Annotated in this window: 18 protein-coding genes; 12 read left to right on the top strand and 6 right to left on the bottom strand. The window is 70.0% G+C overall.

The window, feature by feature from the left end:
* Nucleotides 1-124 precede the first annotated feature (124 nt).
* From G3I71_RS39455 to G3I71_RS39430, 6 genes are all read right to left on the bottom strand, one after another.
* A complete protein-coding gene (locus tag G3I71_RS39455) occupies nt 125-2,023 on the bottom strand; it encodes a polyketide synthase (RefSeq protein WP_164322746.1) in 1,899 nt (632 codons plus the stop codon).
* Nucleotides 2,020-2,334 carry an acyl carrier protein gene (locus tag G3I71_RS53010; protein WP_164322744.1) on the bottom strand — a complete coding sequence of 105 codons (315 nt, stop codon included), beginning with the start codon at nt 2,332-2,334 and terminating at the stop codon, nt 2,020-2,022. The genes G3I71_RS39455 and G3I71_RS53010 overlap by 4 nt, the downstream gene beginning before the upstream one ends.
* Nucleotides 2,335-2,451: 117 nt before the next feature.
* Complete coding sequence (locus G3I71_RS39445; protein WP_164322741.1) at nt 2,452-3,501, bottom strand: MupA/Atu3671 family FMN-dependent luciferase-like monooxygenase; 1,050 nt, start codon at nt 3,499-3,501, stop codon at nt 2,452-2,454.
* Nucleotides 3,498-4,436: a phosphopantetheine-binding protein gene (locus G3I71_RS39440; RefSeq protein ID WP_164322739.1), complete on the bottom strand. Its 939-nt coding sequence runs from the start codon at nt 4,434-4,436 to the stop codon at nt 3,498-3,500. Before G3I71_RS39440 ends, G3I71_RS39445 begins: the two co-directional genes overlap by 4 nt.
* Nucleotides 4,429-4,635 carry an MbtH family NRPS accessory protein gene (locus G3I71_RS39435; RefSeq protein ID WP_164322737.1) on the bottom strand — a complete coding sequence of 69 codons (207 nt, stop codon included), beginning with the start codon at nt 4,633-4,635 and terminating at the stop codon, nt 4,429-4,431. Before G3I71_RS39435 ends, G3I71_RS39440 begins: the two co-directional genes overlap by 8 nt.
* 129 nt (nt 4,636-4,764) lie before the next feature.
* A complete protein-coding gene (locus G3I71_RS39430; protein WP_164322735.1) occupies nt 4,765-5,433 on the bottom strand; it encodes an MFS transporter in 669 nt (222 codons plus the stop codon).
* Between the two features lie 360 nt (nt 5,434-5,793).
* Here G3I71_RS39430 and G3I71_RS39425 point away from each other — a divergent pair, with 360 nt between their 5' ends.
* The 12 genes from G3I71_RS39425 (at nt 5,794) to G3I71_RS39365 (ending at nt 26,001) form a co-directional block, all read left to right on the top strand.
* The gene (locus tag G3I71_RS39425; protein ID WP_164322733.1) at nt 5,794-8,325 is read left to right on the top strand and encodes a LuxR C-terminal-related transcriptional regulator; all 2,532 of its coding nucleotides are present in this window, start codon (nt 5,794-5,796) and stop codon (nt 8,323-8,325) included.
* A 445-nt stretch (nt 8,326-8,770) separates the two neighbouring features.
* A complete protein-coding gene (locus G3I71_RS39420) occupies nt 8,771-8,986 on the top strand; it encodes a hypothetical protein (protein ID WP_164322731.1) in 216 nt (71 codons plus the stop codon).
* Between the two features lie 321 nt (nt 8,987-9,307).
* Entirely contained in the window at nt 9,308-9,430 is a 123-nt protein-coding gene (locus tag G3I71_RS52425; protein ID WP_275409359.1) for a hypothetical protein, read from the top strand.
* A gap of 268 nt (nt 9,431-9,698) precedes the next feature.
* Complete coding sequence (locus G3I71_RS39415; RefSeq protein WP_164322729.1) at nt 9,699-10,964, top strand: MFS transporter; 1,266 nt, start codon at nt 9,699-9,701, stop codon at nt 10,962-10,964.
* A 7-nt stretch (nt 10,965-10,971) separates the two neighbouring features.
* A complete protein-coding gene (locus G3I71_RS39410) occupies nt 10,972-14,238 on the top strand; it encodes a beta-ketoacyl synthase N-terminal-like domain-containing protein (protein ID WP_343243202.1) in 3,267 nt (1,088 codons plus the stop codon).
* Nucleotides 14,235-18,962, top strand: coding sequence for a MupA/Atu3671 family FMN-dependent luciferase-like monooxygenase (locus G3I71_RS51715; protein WP_343243201.1), 4,728 nt, complete (start codon nt 14,235-14,237; stop codon nt 18,960-18,962). Before G3I71_RS39410 ends, G3I71_RS51715 begins: the two co-directional genes overlap by 4 nt.
* On the top strand, nt 18,959-20,467 hold the full coding sequence (locus G3I71_RS39390) for a condensation domain-containing protein (RefSeq protein WP_164322727.1): 1,509 nt from the start codon (nt 18,959-18,961) through the stop codon (nt 20,465-20,467). Before G3I71_RS51715 ends, G3I71_RS39390 begins: the two co-directional genes overlap by 4 nt.
* Nucleotides 20,464-21,702, top strand: coding sequence for an alpha/beta fold hydrolase (locus G3I71_RS39385; RefSeq protein ID WP_164322725.1), 1,239 nt, complete (start codon nt 20,464-20,466; stop codon nt 21,700-21,702). Before G3I71_RS39390 ends, G3I71_RS39385 begins: the two co-directional genes overlap by 4 nt.
* Entirely contained in the window at nt 21,699-22,706 is a 1,008-nt protein-coding gene (locus G3I71_RS39380; protein WP_164322723.1) for a beta-ketoacyl-ACP synthase III, read from the top strand. Before G3I71_RS39385 ends, G3I71_RS39380 begins: the two co-directional genes overlap by 4 nt.
* A 72-nt stretch (nt 22,707-22,778) precedes the next feature.
* Nucleotides 22,779-23,021: an acyl carrier protein gene (locus G3I71_RS39375; RefSeq protein ID WP_164322721.1), complete on the top strand. Its 243-nt coding sequence runs from the start codon at nt 22,779-22,781 to the stop codon at nt 23,019-23,021.
* Nucleotides 23,018-24,244 (top strand): beta-ketoacyl synthase, encoded by a 1,227-nt coding sequence (locus tag G3I71_RS39370; protein WP_164322719.1) that lies wholly within the window; start codon nt 23,018-23,020, stop codon nt 24,242-24,244. Before G3I71_RS39375 ends, G3I71_RS39370 begins: the two co-directional genes overlap by 4 nt.
* Nucleotides 24,241-26,001 carry an amino acid adenylation domain-containing protein gene (locus tag G3I71_RS39365; protein WP_164322717.1) on the top strand — a complete coding sequence of 587 codons (1,761 nt, stop codon included), beginning with the start codon at nt 24,241-24,243 and terminating at the stop codon, nt 25,999-26,001. The genes G3I71_RS39370 and G3I71_RS39365 overlap by 4 nt, the downstream gene beginning before the upstream one ends.
* The last annotated feature ends 7 nt before the right edge of the window (nt 26,002-26,008 follow it).

Raw genomic sequence — 26,008 nt, 5'->3', positions numbered from 1 at the left:
CTCGTCGGTGGCCGTCGAGGCGATGCGGGAGGCCGGTTCGCGCAGGTGAGTTCTTCGGGGAGGAGTGTGATGGGTACGTCGATGCCGGTTTCCTCGTGCGGGAGGCTGACAAGACGCACCGTGGTCACTGAGCCGTCCCCGGCGGGGAAGCAGAGGTCTCGAGGGTGTCTGCCGGCTCGGCGCCCAGCGTGGTGCACAGCGGTTCGGTGACGCGCGCTTCGACGCCGTCGGCTGCCGCGGCCGCCGCCGGGGCCCTGCCGGGCGTTCCCGGCCGCAACGCGCCGTGGCTTTTCCCCGCGAAGGGGTAGGTGGGCAGGTGCACCCGAGGTGTCTCCTCGTCGAGCGGCGCGGGCCAGGTGACGTCGTTGCCCCGCACCCATGCCTGGCTCAGGGCCGCCAACTCGTCGGCTCCGGTGTCGGTGGTGATCACAGTGCCTGCGGCCAGTTCGCCCAGCGCACTCGCGGCGTTCTCGGTCCTCGACGCCACCACGCAGCCGCGCACAGGGAAGGGGCTGCGCCCGGTGCGCAGGGTGTGGCCGACGGCGGCGAGCGGTGGTGCGTCGGGGCGGTGCAGGGTTTCGGCGAGGCTGTTCGCCATGGTCCTGAGCTGGGCGGCGGTTCCGGCGGAAAGGGGGAGGACCTCGACCCGGGGGGCATCGACGGTCGTGAGCCGTATGGGTGCTTCTTCCAGGACGACGTGGACGTTGGTGCCGCCGATTCCCAGGGACGTCACACCGGCCCGGCGGGGTGTTCCGGTCGCAGAGACCCAGGGTTCGGTGCGTTCGATCAGGCGGAAGGGCAACGAGCCGTCGAGCAGTTCGGGCTGCGGCCGTCGCACGTTGACGGTGGCGGTCAGATCTCCGTTCTGCAGCATGAGGACTGTTTTGATGAGCGAGGCGACGCCTGCCGCCGCGTCGAGGTGACCGATGCTCGACTTGACGGAGCCGATGCCGCAGCGCTGTGCGTCGGCGAACGCCGCAGCCGCGGCCGCCAGTTCGGCGCGGTCGCTCCGTTCGGTTCCGGTGCCGTGCATCTCGATGTAGCCCGCTGTCGCGGGGTCCAGGCCCGCGGCGCCCCAGGCCTCCAGGATGGTCGCCGTCTGCTGGTCCGGGCTGGGCGCGGTGAAGCCGGTCTTCGCCGCGCCGTCGTTGGTGACGGCCGAGCCGCGCAGGACGGCACGTACGGGGTCGCCGTCGGCGAGGGCGTCCTCCAGGCGGCGCAGGACGACGATGCCGACGCCGTTGCCGGGAACCGTGCCGTCCGCGTCCGCGTCGAACGGCCGGCAGCGCCCGTCGGCGGAGAGGGTGCCGCCCTTGTGGTGGAGGTAGCCGTGCTTGCGTGCGGAGACGAGGCTTACCCCGCCAGCGAGCGCGGTGTCGCACTCGCCCAGCAGCAGTGCCTGCGCGGCGAGGTGAAGCGCGGTGAGGGAGGTGGAGCAGGCCGTCTGGACGGTCATGCTCGGCCCGGTCAGGCCGAGGCGGTAGGACACCCAGGAGGCCAGGAACTCCCGGCCGGTGAGGAAGCGAACCTGTGCGGTGCCGAGGACGGAGGCGTGGGCGGGATCGCTGAGTGCCGCCAGTTCGTGTTCGGTGGGGCTGCCGCCGACGTAGACTCCGGCGCGCCTGTTGCCGCCTCTGGGGGCGTACCCGGCGTCCTCCAGGGCGCTCCAGGCCGTCTCCAGGAGGAGCCGGTGCTGCGGATCGAGTACCGCTGCCTCGGCCTGGTTGAAGCCGAAGAGCCCGGGCTCGAAACGGTCGGCGCCGTCGAGGTGTCCCTTGGCGGGGACGTAGAGGGGGTTGCGGAGTTCCTCGGGGGCAACGCCGTCGGCCAGCAGGTCACGCTCGGTGAAGTCGGACAGGGAGCAGGTGCCTTCGCGGAGGTTGTTCCAGAACGCGTCGATGTCGGGGGCGCCGGGGAACCGTCCGCTCATGCCGATGATCGCGACGGCTTCGGTGTCCGTGTGCGCGGGCAGAAGTTCCCCGGCCTCGGCGCACGTCTGCAGGGACCGGGTGCTGGTCATCATGGAGAACCTTTCTGAGAGGACGTGTTCCGGGGCGCGGCCAGACGTTCCCGCCGGGTGCGGCCCTGGTGGAGTGGATCAGCGGATGGCCGGGGGTTTTCCCGCAGCGCCCCGGCGGGGCGGTCCAGGAGATCCGCCAGGACGGTCACTGTGGGATGGCGGAACAGATCGACAAGACCGATCTCTCCGCCGTTCTCGTGCTCGCGGAGCGCCGTCCGCACGGACAGCAGGCGGAGGGAGTTTCCGCCCAGGTCGAAGAAACTGTCGTGGACGCCGATGAGCTCCTGTGAGAGCTGCCGGCACGTTCTCGTCACGCAGGGGGACCACGGCCGCTACGGAGCCCGCTCGCCCGGTCTCGAACAGACGGCGCAGCAGCCGCACCGGCTGCTCACTGCTCAGTGCGACGAAACGGTCGGCCGGGGAGGGCACCGTCATGCGAGGTCCTTTCCGAGATCAGCGAGCCGGTACAGGCCGGCGATGGTCTGGTCCCGGTCGAGCCCGAAGTCGACGAAGCAGGCGACCTCGTCGCAGCCCAGGGCGGCCAGATCGGTGAGCATCCGGCGACAGGTCCCGGCGGAGCCCAGCAGGCTGCCCCAGGTCAGGTAGCGCTCGAAGGCGAAGTGGGCGAGCCGTTCCGCCGCGCCGTCCGGCAGCGACGTGAGCGGGGTGTTCTCGCCCCGGTTGGCGGAGGTCTGACGGACGTAGGACTTGAAGTAGGCCTTGAGCGGTGCGGCGACCTGTGCGCGCACCTCGGCGTCGTCGGCGCCGACATAGGTGTGGGTCATCAGCGTCACGGTGGGCGTCCGTGCCCCGCCGGTCTGCTCGGCCGAGGCCGCGAAGGCTGCCCGGTAGCGGCTGATGTGATCGGCCAGATTCTCCCTGCGCTGTCCGACCGTGGCGGCGAGCACACCTGTACGCAGCCGGCCCGCTTCCTCCCAGGTACGAGGCGAACCGGACGTGGTCAGCCACAGCGGCAGTGCCTCTTGCACCGGGCGGGGCTGCGGGAGCACGGAGATCCGCTGGCCGGTGCCGTCGGTGAACGGCACCTCCTCACCGGCCCACAGCCGTCGCAGCAGCGGGATGTCGCGCAGCGCGCGCTGCCGCCGGTCGGCGTAGTGTCCCGGGGCCAGCACGAAGTCGGTGGAGTGCCAGCCAGTGGCCACCGACAGCCCTGCCCGGCCGTGCGAGAGGTTGTCGACGACCGACCAGTCCTCGGCCACACGGAGCGGATGGTGCAGGGGCAGTACGACGCTGCCTGCGCGCAGCCTGATCTGCTCGGTGGCCACGGCAAGGGCGGAGCTGAGCACGGAGGGGTTGGGGAAGACCTGGCCGACCTGCTGGAAGTGCCGCTCGGGGGTCCACACCGCGTGGAAGCCGAGACGGTCGGCTGCGCGGGTGATGGCCAGGATGTCGTCGTAGCGTGCGGCGTGGTCCGCCTGACCGGTGGGGTAGGCGCCGAAGAACATCACGCTGAGTTTCACGAGGTTTCCCTTTCGGCCCGGGCGGAGCGTGGCCGCGCCGGGATGGACAGGTCCGGAGGGGTGCCGGTGGCGCCGCTGCCGATCACGCGGGCCAGGGCGGCGACGGTGGGTGACACGAAGAGCTGCGCCGTGGTGACCCGGAGCCCCTGGTCCCGGGCCAGGCGGAGCGCCGGGCGGACGGCTTTGAGACGGTTGCCGCCAAGAGCGAAGAAGTCCGCTTCACGCCCAGGAGGTGCCGGGACGCCGTACGTCTCTGCTGGCCTCCACGCCCGGCAGGTCCAGGTCGGGGCGGGCGTCGCTCTGTGGGACGAGCACGACATCGGTGAAGGGACTGCGGCGGGCCACCGTGCGGGCGACAGCTCGTCCACCACCTGTTCGAAGGGGAGGGCCTGGTGTTCCAGGGCGGCCAGGTCGGTCTCCCGGACCCGGGTCAGCAGTTCGCGGACCATGGGATCAACGGTGAGATCCGTACCCGGAACGAGGAAGTTGACGAAGAAGCCGACGACACCGGCCGCGGCGGCGACGGCGGGGGGATCGGGCGGGGCTGACCGGCCCATCTTGCCGTTGGGGGGCAGGGGCAACCGCTTCCGGAAGGCGAAGACGGCGGGCACCGTGAAGTCCGGGAGCACGGCGGCCGCGTGGGCCTTCACCCGGTCGGTGTCCGGCGCACCGGAGCCGCGATCGCTGGTGACCACGTATGTGACGAGCCGCTTGCCGTCGCCAGACGGGTCCGGTGCTGTGACGACGGCCGTCTGCTCCACGCCGGGACATCGGGCGAGTGCCGCCCGGACCTCACCCCGTCCGACGAAGGCGTCCGAGCGGTAGGTGAGGTGCTCGGTGCCGTCCACGGCAGCCAGGGCGTCCGGGAAATGCCAGGCCGGAAACCCGACGAGCTCGTGTACCCCCGGGCATGTGTCCAGGACCACGTCACTCACGTCCGCGGATGCCCGCGGGGCGCATGTCGGTCCAGTGGGTTTCCACGTACTCGAGGCACTCCTGGCGCGGACGGGCCTCGCAGACCGCTGTCCAGCCGATGGGTATCCCGAGGCCGGACGGCCAGATCGAGTGCTGCTGCTCGTTGTTGACCAGGACCAGGTAGTCGGCGGAGTCGTCCTCGAAAGGATTGGTGGTCATGTCAGCCTCTCCTCGGGTCTTCGTTCTTCGGGGAATTGACGGGCGGGACGGGCGAGGCGGAGCCGTCGGTGGACTCAGCGAGGATCGTCCGCCAGGTCGCAATGGCCATGACTTAAGGTTGTCGCGACACTACGAAAGGCCAATTGGCCTGCGGAAACGTCCTCTCGGGGAGCGTGCTGCCGCCGCTAAGCCATGGCCATTGCGCCAGGTCGTGGGGGACGATCCCGTCCTCTTTTGATGTGCGGGGAAACGAGTCGTCCGTACCGCTGTGAGGGCTGCCGCGAAACCCACGAGGCCGATCCACCGCACCATGCTGATCCCCGACGCGGCGACCGTCAGGTCACCGAGGGCGGGACCGCAGATCTCGGCGCCTTTCCTGGCCGAGGAGATCAGCCCGTTGGCCCGCTGGTACTGGTCTTCACAGACCAGCACCGCCACCGTGGACAGCAGCGCCGGATTCTGGAACGCCGTGCAAGCCCCCAACAGGGCGACCGTGGCATAGACCTGCCATGGGTGCGGACTTCCCAGGAAATAGCTGAGAGCCAGGGCCGCCACCACGATGAGCCCGCCGGCGTCCGCGAGCTGGAGAGCTGTACGCCGGGGCACCCGGTCGATGAGCGCACCAGCCATCGGAGGAGGCAGCAGGTTTTCCGGCAGTATCGCCGCAGGGGACAGCAGGACCACCGGGGTGGCCCGTTCATTCTGGGTCCATGCCTGGACCACGACAGTGAAGCGGAGAGCAGGGTTTCCGACCAGTGAGACGACCTGGCCGGACCAGAGCCGGATGAACGGGCCCATTCCTTCGAACCGGCGCGCTCGCACTGCTCTCCTATCGGCAGACATGGCGTGATCATTGAATGATCCAGGATCGCATCGCTATCCGTAGTAACGCCCAAGGCGTCTTTTCGTAACGTAACGATGGGGGGGGGCTGACTGGTCGATTGACGCACAGTCAACAGGAAGGGAGGGTATTCGCATGTCGGGTTCGTCACTTGGCGATCTGTCACCTGTTACTTCACTCTCTGTTGTGGATATATTGAATCTCTCTTTACCCGCCCCGCTTCGTTCGTCGATCAAGCTGCTAATCGTTGCGTTTGCACGGGCAGCCCTTCAGTGAAGGGCGCCGGGATCTGTGTATGGCTTGCAAGGGATCGCGTCATGAAAAACGACCGCGCATGTCTTGAGTGTGGCGAACCTGTGGAGAATTCCCGGACGTCGAAGGGGCGGCCCGCACGGTACTGCTCCAATGCGTGCCGGCAGCGGGCGTACCGGCTGCGTAAGTCTTTCGGCGCGTCCGAACCGCGCCCGAACAGTGCGTTCACGACATACGGGATCTTGCCGCACAGGGCGGACGTACTCGTCGGGCGGCAGCAGGAGCTGCGCGATCTGGACGCCCTCTTCGATACGTCAAGGGTGGTCACCCTGTTCGGCCAGGCGGGAATCGGGAAGACCAGACTGGCCCTCGAGTACACCAAGCGCGCGGCAGTACGGTTCGCGGAGACGATCAGTCTCGACGCGGAGTCGGTGACGGACGCGGATCTCACTCCGTCGGCCGTCCTGACCGCCTTCTGTGGCCGCTACACGCGAGGAGAGACGCTCCACGCGCAGACCGGCGACCCACAGTCGACTCCTCGCCGAAGGATCCTGGGTCACCTGGATGGCTGTGACCACAGAAGTGACGCCTGTGAGCGGCTCATCAAGCAGCTGCTCGCCGACTGTCCGGAACTGTCCTTGCTCGTCACCTGCCGACAGCCGCTTGGTCTTCCTGGGGAGTCGTCCCTGCGTGTCGGGCCTCTGGCTCTCCCTGAACGCGGCCCCGGCCACACTGCCTCCGTGCTGCTCCAGTCGGACGCGACCTTGCTCTTCGTGGAGCGGGCCCGCGCCGTGGATCAGCACTTCAGGCTGGACAGCGGCAACCTCGCCGGAATCGTCGATGTCTGCCGCAGGCTGGAAGGAATACCTCTCGCCGTGGAACAGGCGGCGCGATGGGTGCGGTTGCTGTCCATCGAGGACATCCAGGTGGCCCTTGACGATCTGATGACCTTCCTCCCTGCGGAGGGGGGTCGGGAGGAAGACGGTGGAGAAGGCAGCGCCTTCTCCACCGTCATCGGGGGGAGTCACTCGCTGCTCCGTGACGACGAAGTCCGTATGAGCCGTCGGCTGTCGGTCTTCCCCTCACACTTCGGAGTGGAAGCGGCCACGGCAGTGTGCGCGGACGAGGGCGAGGGGCCCGGAGGCGTGCTGAAGACCCTTCTGGCGTTGGAGTCCCGTTCCCTGCTTCAGGAAGCCGGCAAGGGGGAGGGTGGGGTCAGGTTTCAGCAGGCCGGCCCCCTACGGGCCTATGAGCTGCAGCGCCTGAGGGAGACGGGTGAGTTCGACTGGGCGCACGAGCGGCTCGTGCAATGGCTTATGGGCGTCGCCGAGCCCTTCTACGGCCCGCATATCCCCCCGTCTGCCGAAACGGCCCCGGTCTGCCGCGAGATGGGAGCGCTCCTACGGGGGGCGCAGTGGATGCTGGAGCGGGAGGACAGCCGCGTACAGGCGCTTGCACCAGCCCTGGCCCGGTCTTTTCTGGAGCGAGGTGAGGGTGCCGAGGCCCGTCGAATGCTGGACCGCGCGTTGGCCGTGCCGGGGCCGGAGAACGAGTACCGGGCGTCCACCGAGTGGGTCGCGGCGTGGCATGCGTTTGGGGAGGGCGACTACCGCAGGGCACTGAAGGGCTCCCTGGAGGCGGTCAGGATGGAGAGGGCGCTGGATCGTCCGGCGAGGCTGATCCTCGCCCTTGCCCTGGCGGCCGCCTGCCATCTCGAACTGGAGGAGCCGGCGGCCGGAGCGGCACTGTGTGAGGAGGCCGTGCGCCTCCTTGCCGAGGTCGAGGAGCCCGTCGCTTGGATTCAGGCCGCCCTGGGCATCGTGGAAGTGCAGATATACCTCGGTGACGAAGATGCCGCGGAGGACCTGCTCGACCGGTACCGGATGCAGACGGTCCGCGCCTTCTCCGGCGAGGGGTCCGCAAACTCCGATATTCTCGCCTATGGCAGGGAGAGAGCGGACATGCTCTCGGCCCAGATCGCTATCGCGCGCGGAGACATGGCCCACGCCGAACGCCTTCTCATCGAGTCACTGACCAGAAATGCCGGACATATGCGCAGGGTATGGCTTGTGTACGGCCTCGCCATCGTGTCGTCTGCCCGGGGGTACCACTTCCGGACGCTGCTGTGCGCGGAACTGCTGAAGCGCTGGCCGGCGAGTACGGGGCTGCGTGTCGAACGGTGGTGGCGAACGCGACTTGAGGCGGCGCTCGTTGAGGCAGGCTCCGTATGCGCCCCGGCGAAGGTGTTCAAAGCACGTCGGCTGGCGTCGGAACTCACTGTGGACGGTCTGGGTTCCTGGTTCAAGCAGGACGCCGTCGCTGTGCCCAGCTCTCGACCGGCGCAGCCGCTGCCGCAGCTCACGCCGAGGGAACACCAAGTCGTCCTGATGCTGTCGGGGGGCATGACGAACTACCAGATGGCGAGACGGATAGGAGTCTCGATCCGGACGGTGGAGAGCCATTTGGACAACGTTCGCCAGAAGACGGGGCTGCGCAGCAGGGTGGAGATCGGGATCTGGGCCCAAGAGGAACTCGAGAGCGCCGACAGGGTGCGTGCGTTCCCGGATCATGGGAAGACGCTCACTGCCGGGCGTTGACGGTACCGACGAAGGAGGGCACGGCCCCCGTTGGTCACGTGGAATTCGAAAGCCGCGTGAGTCGAAGGAACCATGCCCGCATGCCATCCGGCCCGATCGGGGAGCCCGCTCGCACCCTTGACGCCCTCCAAGTCACCTTTGACCAGGACGCTTGGGTCGGACCCCGAGAGGCGACGGCACCCTTGGGCTCGCCGATGCCCGAACCCGATCCGCGCCGCAGGCAGGGCTGCCGCTACTCCTTCACCGGCCTGTTGTCGGTCACCGTCCCTGCGGTCATGCGAACGGTGCTCGCTCGCCGCCATCGTGCCCTGGGCCCGGCCGACGGGGCAGTGGGCCGACTACGGGCCCCAACCGCCTTCGGCCGAACCCTGACCAGGATCGACGGTGACGCGCTGGACGATGCCCTGAGCGCCTCACCGAACGACTTGCCGCCGGCAGTGAGACCGTGTGCGGCCCGATCGACACCGAAGGCAAGCAGCAGCACCTACTGTCGGTGTTCCGCCCCGAGACCGGCACAGCGGCCGCCCAGCGTGCGATGCGAGGCAGGGGCTGCGAGGTCACCCACTTCATGGCCGCCCCGGACTTCATCGTCACCGCCGACGCCCTGCACTGCCGGCGATCCCACGCCATCCACCTGTCCGAACACGGCGCCTCATCCTGATTCCCCGTGCTTGGCAACCAGCCCACCCCTTTACGGTCCTGGACGCCCTGGACTGGGACAACACCCTCTCGCCCACGAGGACACCCAGCGCAACCTGGGCCGCACCGAGACGCGGACCCTCAAGATCCTGCCCGCACCCGAACAATCTTCTTCCCCATGCGGCCCGGGCCGTGCTCATCGAGCGCGCCAACGGCCTGGGCGGCGGAAAGTTCCACGGCTATGCCGAACCGGGCACCACCAGCGACCCCGGCACCCTCCCCGGCCGGCGCAAGCGCCACCGCCCTGGCCCGGATCGCCCACGGCCACCGGGGAGTTGAAGCCATGGGCCACATCAGGGACGTCACCCACGACGAAGGCGCGTCCCAGGTGCGCAGCGGCAGCACACCTCGCGCCATGGCGGCCTTCCGTGAATTCGCCGTCAGCCTCATCCGCCTTGTCATGTGAAGGAAAATCGCCACTGTGAACGACCACTACCGAGACCACTCCGCCGACACGCTCCGCCCCTCCGGTCTCACCACGCGAGAACGCACGCACCCTGCGGGTGCCGGGGACCCTGCGCCGAGGGCTTGACCGATATGCCGCACACCTTGTTACGTTACGAAATCCGCTGTGGGTGTTACTACGGATGCCAAGATGTACTTGAATCTTTCATCATGGATGTCAGGGGGCCGACGGCGTAAATCTGAACCGTTTATGAGAACGGGGCTGCTGCGTGAAGTACTTCCGCTTCCTGGTAGTCGGGAATGCAATATCTGCTTACGGTAGTTATCTCAACATGCTCGCGCTGAACCTGTTCGCGTACGAGCTGACGAAGAGCCCGCTGTTCTCCGGACTATTTCTTGCGGTCCGGCTTGTCGCCGGATTCCTCACCGGGTTCGTCGCCGGGCGTATCGTGGATCACCGCCGGCGAAAACCCCTCATGGTTGCCGCCGAGCTGTGCCAGGCCACCGCGCTGGTGATTCTGGTGGTCGCGCCGTCGGCCGCCCAGGAGGAGATCCTCTACGGTCTGGCCGTGGTCACCGGGGTGGGCAGCACCATCTCCCAGGTGTGTCTGCGGGCGATGGTCCCCGAGATCGTCGGGCAGGACCTGCGGACCAGAGCCAACAGCCTCCTCGTCACAGGACGGTCGCTGGCCATGGTGCTCGGCTTCGCCTCCGCCGGCATCATCCTGGCCCGGATCGGCTACCACGCGGCGTTCCTCATCGACGCGCTCTCCTTCGTCCTCTCCGCCTCGATCCTCACGACTCTCCCGGTCGCCGGGCCGAGGAAGGGCGCGCAGTCGGAGGCGGACAAGAGCCGGCCGGAGTCCTTCGTCGCGGTCCAGCGCACCGCACTGCGTTTCCTGTGGACCGTGCCGATCCTGTTGCCCATGATCACCATCCGGGCGATCGACGGCCTGGGTTCGTCGTCGCACAACGTGGCACTCCCCGTCTACTCCAGCGCCCTCGATCCGCACCATCCCGCAGCCTTCATGAGCAGGTTCTGGATGCTGTGGGCAATCGGGAACATCGTCTTCCAGCAGCTCCTGTCCTGGCACGGCAAACGGACAGGGCGGACGTTCGAGGAGACCGCGTTCGCCCTCGGGACCTGTGTGATGTCGGCGGCGTTCATCCTCGCCTTCTGCGGCTTCCCTGCCGCTCTCACCGCGGTCATCGCCCTCGTGGCCGGAGCGGCCGACGGTTTCACCGAGGTGTCGTACATCTCGCGGCTCCAGAGCGTTCCCGACGAGCGAAGAGGGGCCGTCTTCGGGCTCTCCGCCACCGCCGACAACCTCGGAGTCGGCGTCGGGATGGTGCTCACCTCGTCCGCACTGGAGTTCTTCTCGCCGCTGCAGGTCGTCGCCGTGGCGCACGGGACGGCCATCGCCATGGCCCTGGCGTTCCTGGTGTACCTGGCCCGGCGGAGAAGACACCCGCCGGCTCCGCCCGGACAGTCCCCCCACGCCTCCGTATCGACCCGCACCGAGGAAGCCAGGTGAACCGCCTGTGACCGCGCGATCCGCCGAAGAACACATCGCCGTCATCGGCATGTCATTCCGCTTCCCCGGGGCGGACTCCGAGGACGCCTTCTGGGAACTGGTGACCTCGGGCCGCACGGCCGTCCGCAGATTCACCGATGAGGAACTCGATGCCGCCGGAATACCGCAACAGGAGCGCGAGGCCAAGGAGTTCGTGGCCGCGGCCGGCACGCTCGGCGACGTCAGTGCCTTCGACGCGTCCTTCTTCTCCGTCAACGGCCGAGAGGCCGCGACGATGGACCCCCAGCAGCGCCTGTTCCTCGAATGCGCCTACCACGCCCTGGAGGACGGCGGATACGCCGCCACCAGCCCGGACCTGCGCGTAGGGGTCTTCGCCAGTGCCGGATACCAGCTCTACCCGCTCAACACGTATCTGCTGAACAACCTCGCCCCGGTCGGCTGGGACGTCCGCGACTGGGCCACGGCCGGCCGTCCCGCTCTCGGTACCTCCGCCGACTTCCTCGCCACCCGCGTCGCCTATGTGCTCGACCTGACCGGTCCGGCGGTCACCGTCCAGACGGCCTGCTCCAGTGCTCTGGTCGCCGTCCACCAGGCCTGCCAGGCACTGAGGGCGGGCGACGCCGATCTGGCTTTGGCGGGCGCTTCCGCCGTCCACGTGCCGCAGATCACCGGATACCGCAGGATCAACGGCTCCGTCCTCTCGGCCAGTGGCCGGTGCCGTGCCTTCGACGCGGACGCCGACGGCACCGTGGGCAGCAGCGGAGTGGCGGCCGTCCTGCTCAAACGCCTCGACCGCGCTCTTGCCGACGGAGACACCGTCCACGCGGTCATCCGCGGCGTCGGCATCACCAACGACGGTGCTCACAAGGACAGTTACCTCGCTCCCAGCGCCGCCGGACAGCGGGACGCGGTGCTCCGCGCCCTGGAGACGGCCGACGTCACCGCGGAGAGCATCGGCTACCTGGAAGCCCACGGCACCGGCACCTTCAAAGGCGATCCGATCGAGTTCGCCGGCCTGAGCGCCGCGTTCCGCCGGTCCACGGACAAAACAGGGTTCTGCGCGCTGGGCGCCGTCAAGTCCAGCATCGGTCACCTGGACGTCTGCGCGGGACTGGGCGGCCTGATCAAGGCGGTCCTGGTCCTCAAACACGGCGAGATCCCGCCGCTCGCCAACTTCAGCACCCCCAACCCGCTCCTGGACATCGACAACAGCCCCTTCTACCTGCCCGACAGCCCCCGGCCCTGGCCCCGGGGAGCCGAACCCCGCAGGGCAGGCGTCCATTCGCTCGCCGTGGGCGGCACGAATGTACACATCGTGCTGGAAGAAGCGCCGAAGGCCGCACGCAGGCCCTCACCGGTGCCGCCTCCGGGGCTGCTCGCGGTGTCCGCCCGGGACGGCAAAGCACTGCGGGAGTACGCCCGTTCCTGGCGCGAGAGGCTGCGCGGCCCGCGGCCCGCCGCGATGCAGGACGTGCTCACCACCGCCCTGACCGGCCGGCGTCATCTGCGCCACCGGCTCGTCGCCCTCGGCAACAGCCCCAGGGAACTGGCCGATTCGCTCGACGCCTTCCTCCGCCGTACGCAGGAGACGACCGCCACGGACACACGGGTGCCGTACGTCGTGGGCGAGGTCCCCCGGAGCACGGCCGGCCTCGTGATGCTCTTCGGCGGCCAGGGCAGCCCGTACCCGGGCATGGCCCGTCTCCTCCACGACCGCTTCCCCGTCGTGCGCGACGTGCTCGACGAATGCGAGAAATTCCACAAAGAGGCAGGCGGCACCTCCCTGCTGGGGCCGCTGCTCGATCCGACCCCGGTCGCGCCGGGCCACATCTGGGAGACGCAGACGGCCCAACCGGCCCTGTTCGCCTTCCAGATGGCACTGTCCCGCCTGTGGGAGCACTTCGGCGTCACCCCCGCACTGACGGCCGGACACAGCGTCGGTGAGTACGCCGCCCTGTGTGCCGCCGGGGCCTTCTCACTGGCCGACGGAGTCCGGCTGACCACACTGCGCGGCCGGATGATGCAGCGAGGCACCCGCCCCGGCGGCATGGTGGCGGCGCTGGCCGGCCGCGAGCAGGTGGACGAACTGCTCGCGAAGGTGGCGGGGCTCGAACTCGCCGCCGCCAACGGCACCGGCAGCCACGTCCTCGCCGGCCCCACCGGAGCCGTCGACGAGGCCTGCGGGCTGCTCGAGGACAACGGTGTCAGCGTACGAAGGCTCCCGGTGGACAGGGCCTTCCACACCACCGCACTCGCCCCGGTCCTCGACGAACTGCGTGACGTCCTGGCAACCGTGTCCTTCGCGCCGCTCACCACCGCGTTCGTCAGCAGCGTCGACGGCACCGTCCGGGCCGAGGGCTGGATGCCGGACGTGGAGTACTTCGTACGGCAGGCCCGCGACCCCGTCCGCTTCGACGCCGTACTCGACCGCATTGCGGAGGCGGCCCACACCGCCGTACTGGAGGTCGGGCCCGGAAACAATCTCAGCGGCATGCTGCGGCGCTCGGCGCCGGGTGCCGAGGCTGTGGCGGGCCACCGGCGCGGCGCCGAACTGTCCGCGCTGTGGTCCGCAGTGGGAGCCCTCTACTGCCGGGGGCTGCCCGTCGACTTCAACCGCCTTCTGGAGGGAACGGGCGGCCGGCGCATCCCGCTGCCCCGCTACCCCTTCCAGCGAGCCCGGCACTGGTCAGGACCCGAACTGATCGTGCCACTCGCCCGCGACCCCCTGGGGCATCCCCCCTCGGACGCCCCAGGATCCGGCGACCGCCCGGCGAACCCATCGGGTGACGCCTCACTGAGCAAGGAGAACGACATGAGCGAGTTGGCGTTGGGTCGTGTGAGGGAGTTGGCGGCGCGGCATCTGGGGTGTGCGGTGTCGGAGGTGCTGCCGGATCGGGCGTTCGTGGATCTGGGGGCTGATTCGTTCCAGATGGTGAGTCTGCTGCGGGAGTTGGAGGAGGGCTTCGGGGTCAAGGTGTCGATGCGGGAGCTGTTCGAGGAGGTCTCGACGCCTGAACTCCTGGCCGCGCTGGTCGCGCAACGAACCGGCCCGGCGCCCGACGTGCCGCACAACGCCCCGACGGCGGCCGAGAGGCCGGTGCCAAAAGCACCGGAACCGGTAGTGGTGCCTGCTCCGCTTGCCCCGCCGCCGGGATACGCCAACCAGGCCACCGTCGATCTGCTCACCCGTCAGGTTCAGGTGATCGCGGAGGGGCAGCTGCAGATACTCCAGCAGCTCGCCGCCCTCGCCGCCCGGAAGGGAGTCGACGCGTGAGCGCGGGAACCGAGTTGGCGTTGGGTCGTGTGAGGGAGTTGGCGGCGCGGCATCTGGGGTGTGCGGTGTCGGAGGTGCTGCCGGATCGGGCGTTCGTGGATCTGGGGGCTGATTCGTTCCAGATGGTGAGTCTGCTGCGGGAGTTGGAGGAGGGCTTCGGGGTCAAGGTGTCGATGCGGGAGCTGTTCGAGGAGGTCTCGACGCCTGAACTCCTGGCGGCACTGGTCGCGGAACGAACCGGCCCGGCGCCGGACGACGTCGACACCACGTCTGTCACCTCAGCTGCCCAGATGCCGTTGCCGTTGCCGTCCGGCGAAGCGGACTCCGCGGTCGACAGGCTCGCCCGCCAACTGGCCCTCATCGCCGCGGGCACGGTCCCCGCCCCAGCCCCTGTCCAGGACGCCGAGCCCGCACCCGCCGTGGCCCCCAAACCCCTCGTGCTCGGCCCCCGTGTGGCCGTCTCCGCCGCCTCCGGCATGGCCGCGGGCTCGACGAGCGAGGTACAGCGCGCACACGTGGCCGACCTCGTCGAGCGGTACACCCATAAGACCCCCTCCTCGAGAGACCTGACCCAGCGCCACCGGCGTGTACTGGCCGACAGTCGTGCCGCGGTCGGCTTCCGCAGGAGCAGCAAGGAGATGCAGTACCCGCTCGCTGCCCGCAGGTCCTCCGGCTCGTGGCTGGAGGACATCGACGGCAACCGGTACGTCGACATCACCATGGGCTTCGGCGTGCTGCTCTTCGGCCATGAGCCCGAGTTCGTCACCGAACCGATCCGTGAACACCTGGCCCGTGGCATCCGGCTCGGCCCGCGCAGCCCCGAGACGGGCGAGGCGGCCGAACTCCTCGCCGAGCTGACCGGCTTCGAACGCGTGGCGTTCGCCAACTCCGGCACCGAGGCGAACTCCGCGGCCATCCGGCTGGCGCGCGCCGCCACCGGACGCGACCGGGTCATCACCTTCCAGGGCGCCTACCACGGCCACGCCGACAACGTGCTCGGCCGTGCGGTCGGCGGCGCGTCAGGCGACCGGACCGTACCGGTGTCCCCGGGCATCCCGCAGGGCGCGGTCGGCGACCTCACGGTGCTGCCTTTCGGCGATCCCGCGAGCCTGGAGGCCATCGACGCGCTCGGTGACACCGTCGCCGCCGTGGTCGTCGAGCCGGTTCAGAGCCGCAATCCGAGCCTGCGTCCGGTGGAGTTCGTCCGCAAGCTGCGCGAGGTCACCCGCCGGCACGGCATCGTCTTGTTCTTCGACGAGATGCTCACCGGTTTCCGCCCGCACGTCCGCGGTGCCCAGGGCCTCTACGGCGTCCAGCCCGACCTGGCCACCTACGGCAAGGCCATCGGCGGCGGCTACCCGATCGGCGCCATCGCGGGCCGCGCGGACATCATGGACGGCATCGACGGCGGGTTCTGGACCTACGGCGACGACAGCGGCCCGGGCCACGACACCACCTTCTTCGGCGGGACGTACATCCAGCACCCGCTCGCCATGACCGCGGCCAAGGCCGTACTCACCCACCTCAAGGAGCACAGCCCCGCGCTCCAGGACCGGCTCAACGCCCGCACCGACCACCTCGCCGCCACGCTCAACGGCTTCTTCGAGGAGGAGGAGTTCCCTCTCCGTCTGAAGCACTTCGGCTCGATGTTCAAGTTCGAGCACCAGGCCGACATGGACCTCCTCTACCACCACATGGTGCTCAAGGGACTCTACGTCTGGGAGTGGCGCAGCTTCTTCTTGTCCACCGCGCACAGCGACAGCGACATCGAGTTCATCTCGGACACAGTCCAGGCATCTCTGCGCGATCTGCGCCAGGGCGGGTTCTTCCCGCGTAAGAGCACCCTGAAGGCCGCCGCACCGAAGGCTGCAGTCACCCCGTCGGCCGAGCGTCCGGCACCCGACTTCAGCCTCTCCTTCTTCGGCGACTACCCCCAGGACAGCGGCGCGGCCGACGCCTACGACACGCTCATCGACACCGCCAAATATGCCGACGAGCACGACTTCCACGCCGTATGGCTGCCCGAGCGGCACTTCCACTCCTTCGGCGGCCTCTTCCCCAACCCCGCCGTCCTCGGCGCGGCCGTGGCCCGCGAGACCGACCGGATACGCATCAACTCCGGCTCCGTCGTGCTGCCCCTGCACGACCCGGTACGTGTCGCCGAGGAATGGTCCATGGTCGACAACCTCTCCGGCGGACGGGTCGGCATCGGCTGCGCCAGCGGCTGGAACTCACGGGACTTCGTCTTCTACCCGGACCACTTCGGCCGCCACAAGGAGGTGACCCGCACCCACCTGGACCAGATCCGCGCGCTGTGGCGGGGCGAGCCCGTGCAGCGCCGTTCGGGCGACGGCGAGGTGGACGTACGGCTCTTCCCACGCCCCGTGCAGCCGGAGCCGCCGATGTACATGGCGGTCGTCGGCCGCCCCGAGTCCTACCAGGAAGCAGCCCAGGCCGGACTGGGCATCCTCACCAACCTGATGGCCCAGTCGGTGGAACAGCTCGCGCACAACGTGGCGCTCTACCGCACGACGCGCGCACAGCACGGCCTCGACCCCGACGCCGGGCGCGTCGTCGTACTGCTGCACACCTACCTCGGAACGGACCTGGCCACCACACGCGCACAGGCACTGGACCCGCTCTCCCGCTACATGCGCTCCTCCCTGTCCCTGTCCGGCCAGGTGGCCAACAGCCTCGGCGTCAACATCGACGTCTCCGCCACCGGCGCGGAGGACCTCGACTTCGTCTTCCGCCGCGCCTACGACCGGTACTGCGACGAACGCGCACTCATCGGAACCCCCGACAGCTGCGCCGCGATCGTCGACGCCGTGCGTGCGGCGGGCGCCGACGAGATCGCCGCGCTCGTGGACTTCGGAGTGACCCCCGACCAGCTGAGCGCCGGACTCACCCACCTGGACGCGCTGCGCCGCCGCTACCACGGCGACACTCCCGGCACCGGGGCGCCGCAGGAGACCGTTCATGCCACTCCCACCACCTCCAAGCCCCGTCCAGCGGCTGCCACGCCGGAACGACTGAGTGCGCTGATCGACGCGGTGCACGATGCCGTGCACGACGCGGTTCACGAGGAGCCGTCGGATGACAGCGGCAGCGGCCGCAGCGTCCCTCCGCCCGCTCAGGTCCCCTCACCCGTCACCACGGAGCGCAGCGCCCCCGCAACCGCCGCCCAGCGCCGCCTGTGGCTCGCCGCTCAGCTGGCGGGCGACGCCGCCTACAACGAGCTCCAGGCCGTACGGCTGCACGGACCGCTGAACCGAACCGCCCTGCAGAGCGCCGTGCAGACCGTCGTCGACCGGCACGACGGACTGCGCACCGTCTTCCGCGCCGACGAGGACGACGAGACCGGCGAGACGCTCCGCCAGGTGGTGAAGGCACCGGCGCCCCTCGCATTCTCCGTCACCGACGCCACCGACAAGCAGCCGGACGAAGCTGTCCGGGCCGCGCTGCGCGCCGAGAACGAACGGGTCTACGACCTCGCGGACGGCCCGCTGTTCCAGGCCGGACTCCTCCGGCTCGGCGAGGAGGACCACCTGCTCGTCCTGGGCATGCACCACATCGTCATCGACAGCCACTCGGCAGACCTGGTCACCCGAGACCTCCAGGAGGCGTACCGGGCCGCACTCGAAGGCCGCGCCCCCCGGTTCGCCGGCCCGGCCGGAACCAGCCTCGACCTCCCGCCCGCTGTGGATCGCCCCGACGACCTTGCCTGGTGGCGGGCCCACCTGGGGCAGACGCCGCCCGTTCTGCGCACGCCCACCGACCGGCCCCGCACCCGCTTCCCCAAGGGGCAGGGAGCCTCGGTGACCGCACGCGTCGACACCGCGACGGCCACGCGGCTGCAGTCCTGGAGCAGCCGGCAGCGCGTCACCCTCTTCGCCACCCTGTTCACCGGCTGGCAGACCGTGCTGCGCCACTTCTCCGGGCAGGACGAGTTCGTCCTGGCCTCCACGTTCGGACAGCGTGACCCACAGGCCCAGGACATGGTCGGATTCTTCGTCTCGCTCCTGCCGCTGCGCTGCTCCCTCACCGACGGGACCAGCCTCGCGGACGCGGTCCGCGCGGTCCGCAACACGCTGCTGGACGCCGGCGAACGGGCTGATGCCCGACTCGACGGCCTCATCGCCGAGATCAACCCCGAACCGGGTGCACCGAGGCCGCTCGCCCCGGTCTCCATCGACTTCGACAACGAGGCGCTGCCCGGCATCGACCTGCCGGGCCTGCGCGCCGAGCCGATCGCGGGAGCCGGGGACTCCGCCCCGCTCGAACTGATGCTGCTGGTCACCAAGGACCGCGACGGCCTCAACCTGCGGGTCAAGTACGACACAGAGCTGCACGACGAGGCCACCGCCCGGCGTCTGCTGGAGCACCTGCACCTTGTCCTGACCGCGATGGCCGACGACACGGCGGAGACGATTGGCGCTCTCCCGCTTCCCGCGCCCGACGACGAGGAACCGCTGGCCAGCACCGTGCGTGCCGAATGGACCGCCGCCCTGGGCCTGGACGACGTACCCGGGAACGCCTCGTTCTTCGAGGTCGGCGGACACTCTCTGGCGGTGATCAGGCTGCTTGCCAGGATCGAACGGCAACTCGGCGTCAAACTCGCCGTTGCCGAGTTCTTCGACGCGCCCACTCTCGAAAGCTTCACAGCCGCGGTCGCCGCCAGACAGCCCAGGGCAGCCCGGGGCCGGGTCAGGGGGCGGCTGTGACCGCCGCCGACGCCGCCGGCCGACTCCTGGGGAGGCTGGCGGCGGACGACGTACGCCTGTGGGCGCAGGACGGGTATCTCCACTACGACGGTCCGGCCGACGTGCTGCCCGCCCCCGTGCTCGGCGAACTGCGCACACACCGTGAGGAGATCCTGAGCCAGCTGGCACACCCTGAGGTGCGGACGGTGCCCGCGGGAACCGAGCACGCTCGCATGTGGCGGTCGATCTCGACCGTGCCGCACCCCGAGGTATGGACCAACGCCTACTACACGGCCACCGCAGTGCGCATCGACCTTGGCATCCTGCGCCACGCCCTGGCGGACGTGGTTGCCCGGCACGAGTCACTGCGCTGCGGGTTCGCCGATCAGGCCGACGGACGCCTGATGCTGAGCGTGCATCGTGCGGCGGCCGGCCGGGTGGAGCTCCTGGACGCGGCCCCTGAGGAAGCGACCGACGCGCAACGTCTGCACGACCGTTGTCTGCGCTTCGCCGCCGAGCCCCTGGACCTCGCCGCTCCACCCCTGCTGCGGCTCGGCGTCGTCCGACGCGACCGCGGCGGCGAGCCCGACGACGTCCTCGTACTGGCCGTCCACCACCTGATCTCCGACGGCGTCACTCTGGAGATTCTCGGCGCGGAACTCGGCGCCTGCTACCGGTCCAGGTTGCGAGGCGAGAGCCCTGAACTCCCCGTCCCGCAGTCCTATGTGGGCTTCCTGGAGCAGGAACGGCAGTGGCTCACAACCGAGTCGGCCACTGCCGTCGAGGAACGGGCCGCGCAGCTGGCGGGCGCGGTGGCGGTCCTCACCTTCCCGCCCGCTCCGGACGCGGACCCCGACAGTGTCGACAACGTCAGCTTCACCACGCTCGACGAGGAGGAGAGCGCGCTCTTCACCCTTGCGTGCCAGCTGGCCCGGGTCAGTGAGTTCGCGGTGATGCTGGCCGCGCTGAACGTACTGGCCACCGAGGTGACCGGTGAGAGCGACTACGTCCTGGCGGTCTCGGCGGCGTGCCGCACGCCGGAGTACGCCGAGACGGTGGGTCTGGTCCGCCGGCACCTGCCGGTTCGCCTGCGCGCCGAGGCGGACGACAGCTGGGCGGACCTGGCACGGCGTTGCCTGGACGCGCTCGGGGACGCCCTCGATTACCCACTCCTGTCCCTGGACGCGGTGCGCGACCAGTGGATGCCCCAGGTCTCCGCGGAGTTCCCGCAGTTGGTCGTGACCCATCTTCCCGAGATGGAGCTGGGCGTGGACCTCGGCGCGGGCCTCGCGCTGTGGGAGGAGTGTCCGATGCCGGGGGCCCGCGCGGGCATCGGCATGATCATGCGCAGCGACGCCGGGCGGGTCAGCGGCGGGTTCGAGGTCGCGGGCTCCATCGCCGGCCCGGAGACACGGCAGCGCTGGCTCGACCGGTACGCCCGGCTGCTCGTCGAGGCGGCCCAGGACATGGACGCCCCTATCCCGTCGGCTCGCCGGGCCGGCATCGCTTCGGGAGGCACCGCATGAAGCTGTTCTGCATCCCGCACGCGGGCGGATCGGCCCGAGCCTTCCAGCCGTTGGCCGCCGCGCTGGACCCGCGAATCGACGTCGTTCCCTTCCAGCCGGCCGGACGTGACGGCCGACACCGCGAGCAGCCGTACGAGAGCTTCGACGCGGCGGTCGACGACATCACCGCACTGATCGAGAAGGAGGCGGACGGCAGCCCGTACGCGATCTACGGGCACAGCCTGGGGGGCCTGTTCGGCTACGAGGCCGCCCGCCGCCTCACCGCGCGCGGACACCGCCCGCCGCTGCACCTGTTCGTGTCCGCCACCAGGCCTCCTCAGCGCCGCTACGGCGGGGGCGGCAGGCCTGCCATCCACACCTACCCCGACCTGGCGTTCCTCGGCGCACTCGCCGCCACCGGCGGGGTGCCGGAGGAGTTCTTGAGGGAGAGCGACGCGGTGGCCTACTTCACCGCGCGCATCCGAGGGGACTACGAGCTGTACGGCCAGTACCGCCACTGCGGTCCCGCACCCCGGCTCGCCTGCCCGGTCACGGTCGTCACCGGGGCCGACGATCCGGTCACCTCCCCCCACGACGTCGGCCTGTGGGCCGACGTCACCACCGGGCCGGTAACCCACCTGGAACTGGCCGGCGCCGGTCACTTCTTCCTGGACAGCCACACCGGCCCCGTCGTGAACCGGATCCACTCCGCGCTGCCGGAGCGGGGCGCCGCCAAGGCCGAACGGCCTCTGACCCAGGACGACTTCCGGGAGGCGATGGCCCGGCTCGCCGCGCCCGTCACAGTGGTCACCACCATCGACGGGGACGGCCGGCCCCGGTCGTTCACCGCCAGCGCGGTGTGCAGCCTGTCCGCGCAACCGCCACTGCTGCTGGTGTGCGTCAACACAGGCGGCAGCAGCCACGAGGCATTCACCACGGCCGACCACTTCCTCGTCAATGTCCTCGATCACGAACAGGCCTCCGTGGCACGGGACTTCGCGCAGAGCGACCGCCGGCAGGCGGAGGCCGCGCTCGTTCCGCTGGAGCTCGGCCTGCCCGGCCTGCCGGACGCGTCGGCCAGGTTCGCCTGCACACGCCAACAGGTACTGCCGGGAGGCGACCACAGCATCCTCATCGGCCGGCTGGAAAGCGTGGCCCTGTCCGACGCGCCCCCGCTGATCCACTTCCACCGCGGCTGGCACCAGCCCGCTCCCGTGCCCGCCGACCGCCCCCCAGTCCTACGGAGCCTCGTATGACATATCCAACGCCCCGCGCCGCCGTCCTCACCGGCATCGGATCCTGGCTGCCGCCCGACGAGCTCACCAACGCCGACCTCGAGGCCCGGCTCGACACCACCGACGAGTGGATCCGCAGCCGCACCGGCATCGCCAGCCGCCGCCGGGTCTCACCCGGCATGTCCACCTCGGACCTCGCCGTCGAGGCCGGCGGCCGTGCTCTCAAATCGTCGGGGCAGGACTCGGTCGACGCCGTCGTCCTGGCCACCACGACACCCGACGAACTCTGCCCCGCCACCGCTCCCCAGGTGGCCACGCGGCTGGGACTGCCGATGGTGCCCGCCTTCGACGTCTCCGCCGTCTGCGCCGGGTTTCTGTACGGTCTGTCCGTCGCCGCCGGCCTCATCGCCACCGGCGCGGCCGACCGGGTGCTGCTCATCGGAGCCGAGGCTTTCACCACCCTCATCGACCCCGACGACCGGTCCACCGCCGCCATCTTCGGCGACGGCGCCGGAGCCGTCGTCCTGCGAGCCGGCAACCCCGACGAACCCGGCGCCCTCGGCCCCGTCGTGCTGGGCAGCGACGGCAGCCGCAGCGACCTGGCCGAGGTGCCGGCCGGAGGCGCCCGCCGCCGTGTCCCCACCCCGGAGGCATCCCCCTACCTGCAGATGCAGGGCCGGGAGATCTTCCGCCACGCCGTACGGCACATGACCGCCGCCTGCCGCACCGCGACCGAGGCGGCCGGCTGGCAACTGGCCGACGTGGACCGGCTGGTGGCCCACCAGGCCAACATCCGGATCATCACGTCGGTGGCCGACGGACTGGGCATCCCGCCCGAGCGCAGGGCCTCAAACATCGAGCGCGTGGGCAACACGGCCGGCGCCTCCGTACCTGTGCTGCTGGCCGAGGAGAACGCCTCAGGCGGCCTGGTCGCCGGACAACGCGTGCTGCTCACCGCTTTCGGCGGCGGGCTTGCCTGGGGCGCGGCCACGTTGGTCTGGCCGTCACTGGCCAGCGCTCAGTAACTCCATCCCGGCCCTTTCCCCCTTCCCGTACGGCCTCCCACGTACGGCCCCCCCCAGAATCAAGGAGCAGACATGACCGCCTACGACACCCTCAAGAAGATCTTCGTCGACGACCTCAAGGTTCCCGACGACCTGATCGCCCCGGACGCCACCCTGAAGGACATCGAGTTCGACTCGCTCGCCCTGGTGGAGCTCACCGTCATTCTTGAGCGTGACCTGGGCGTGGAGATCCACGAGGACGAGCTCAAGGAACTCGCCACCCTGGGCGACATGGCCCGGCTGGTGGACGAGCGGGTCGCCCAGGCGCACGCATGACACCCCGCACCGACGCTGCGGTCACCGGTCTCGGCCTGGTCACCCCGGCCGGGATCGGGACCGAGCGGAACTGGGCCGCGATCGGCGCGGCCCGGTCCACCGCCGCAGCCTCCGATCCCGTACTGAAGGACCTGCCGGTGTCCTTCTCCTGCCGGGTGCCCGGCTTCGACCCTGAAGCCCTGCTCGGCGGGCGGCGGGCGCACCGCCTCGACCGCTTCGTCCAGTTCGCGCTCGTCGCCGCTCACGAAGCCCTGGCGGACGCCGGGCTCGACCCCGGCACGTGGGACGGCGCCCGCGTGGGCGTCGTGCTCGGCAACGCGGGCGGCGGTACCCAGACCTTCGAACAGCAGCACCAGATCCTGCTGGACGAGAAGCCGGGGCGGGTGACCCCCCTGCTGCTGGCCATGTATCTGCCCAACATGCTGGCCGGCCAGGTCGCGATGGAGTTCGGTGCCACCGGCCCCAACCTGGTCGTGGCCACCGCGTGCGCCTCCGGTGCCTCGGCCATCGCCACCGCGTGCGACCTGCTGGCCCTGGACCGCTGCGACATCGTCCTCACGGGCGGCAGCGAAGCCCTGATCACCCCGCTGATCATGGCGGGATTCGCCAGGATGGGCGCGCTCTCCGAGCGCGGTGACGACCCCACGCGGGCATCCAGGCCCTTCGACGCCGCCCGTGACGGATTCGTCGCCGGCGAGGGCGCCGGACTTCTGGTCCTGGAGCGAACGGCCGACGCGCGGGCGCGGGGTGCCAGGGTCCGCGCCCGGATCACCGGGCACGGCTGCACGGCCGACGCCCACCACATCACCGCCCCGCACCCCGATGGACGAGGCCTGGAACAGGCGATCCATCAGGCCCTCGCCGATACCGGAGCCACGGCCCGGGAGGTGGCCTACGTCAACGCGCACGGAACCTCGACCCCCATGAACGACCTGGCCGAGGCGCGCACCCTGCGCCGGGTCCTGCCCCACGATCCGGCCGTCAGCTCCACCAAGGGCGTCACCGGCCATCTGCTGGGAGCCGCCGGAGCAGTGGAGGCCGCCTACACGGTGCTCGCCGTCGAACACGGCATCGCCCCGCCGACCGCCAACCTCACCACCCCCGATCCGGAGATCGAGATCAGCATGGTCACTACCGCGACACCTCGCCGCATCGGCCTGGCACTCAGCAACTCCATGGGATTCGGCGGTCAGAACACCGTCCTGGCGGTGAGCCCCGCATGACCGCTTCCCTGGCCGAGGCCTTCACCACCGTCGCCGCCACCCACCCGGACCGCACGGCCGTCCGCAACGGCCCGACGAACCTGACATACCGCCAACTGGACCTGGAGTCCGACGCCTTGGCCGCAGCGATCCAGGAACGAGCCTCCGGGCCACGCCCGTTGACCGGCGTCCTCCTCGAACGGGGCCACACCATGGTGGTCGCCGCACTGGCCGCCCTGAAGGCCGGAGGGTCCTACCTGCCCCTCGATCCGGCATCGCCCCCCGAACGGCTGAAGTTCATCCTGCAGGACGCCGAACCGGCTCTCGTCATCACCTCGGACACCCTGTCCTCGAACGTCCCCGCGGGCATTCCGGTCCTGCTCACCGAGACCTGCGCCCCCGGCAGCCCGGAACCCGTGGCCACCGCGCCCGATGACCGGGCCTACATCATCTACACCTCCGGCACCACGGGCCGCCCCAAGGGCGTCGAGATCTCGCACCGCAACGCGCTGGTGCTGTTCACCGCGACCGACGGCCTCTTCGGCTTCCGGCCGGACGACATATGGTCGCTCTTCCACTCCTACGCCTTCGACTTCTCCGTGTGGGAGATGTGGGGTCCGCTGCTCACCGGCGGCACCACGGTCGTCGTACCGACCGAGGTGGCACGCGACCCTGCCGCCTTCCGGCGTCTGCTGCGCGATGAACAGGTCACCGTCCTCAGCCAGACACCCACCGCCTTCCACCAGCTGGCGGCCGAGGACGAGCAGTGGGCGGACCGGCTGCCGCTGCGGACGGTCGTGTTCGGCGGGGAGGCACTGCGCCCCTCGGACCTCAAGGGCTGGGCGGGCAAGTACTCCGGGAGCGGTCCGAGCCTGATCAACATGTACGGCATCACCGAGACGACCGTGCACGCCTCCTACCGTGTGCTGTCCCCGGCCGACCTCGGCGACGACCGCAGTCTGATCGGCGGCCCCCTGCCGGGCTCGGATCTGCTCCTCGTGGACGACGCCCTCGCCCCGGTGCCGGACGGCACCACCGGCGAGGTCATCGTCGTGGGACCACAGGTCGGTCTCGGCTACTTGGGACGCCCGGAGCTGACCGCGCAGCGGTTCGTCGAACTGTGCGGCCCGGACGGGCGGCTCGTGCGGGGGTACCGCTCGGGCGACCTGGCGTGCCGCACGCAGGACGGCGGTCTGGAATACCTCGGCCGCGCGGACAATCAGGTGAAGATCCGCGGCTTCCGCATCGAACTCGGCGAGATCGAGTCTGTCCTGGGCGAACACCCCTCCGTACGGCAGGCAGTCGTCACCGTCCGGGACGCCGGAACCCCGGACGCGACACTCGTCGGCTACGTGGTCCCCGCGCCGGGCGAGATCCCCGACGGCCGGCGGCTCCGCGCCCATCTCGCCTCTCGGCTGCCCGAGTACATGCTGCCGTCCGCGACGGTGGTACTGGAGGCCCTGCCCCTGACCGTCAACGGCAAGCTGGACCGCGCGGCCCTGCCCGCACCTTCCGAGGCGGAGCCCGCACCCGCGGAGCCGGGTTCCGAAATACCCGCCGGGCAGCGGATGACAGCGGTCTTCGCCGAGGTGCTGGGACGCCCCGGCATCGGCCCCGATGACGACTTCTTCGAACAGGGCGGCCATTCCCTGCTCGCCCTGCGTCTGGTGAACCGGGTGCGAGCCCGGTTCGCCTCCCGCATCACACTCCAGGACGTCTACGAAGCCGGCACCGCCACCGCTCTGGCAGACCTCCTGCGGGACCGCGCAGCCCAGTAGAACCCGA

The sequence above is a fragment of the Streptomyces sp. SID12501 genome, from assembly GCF_010550245.1.
Taxonomy (GTDB): domain Bacteria; phylum Actinomycetota; class Actinomycetes; order Streptomycetales; family Streptomycetaceae; genus Streptomyces.
Note: the sequence above shows the minus strand (reverse complement) of the source record. Positions and strands in the feature narration are given on the sequence as shown.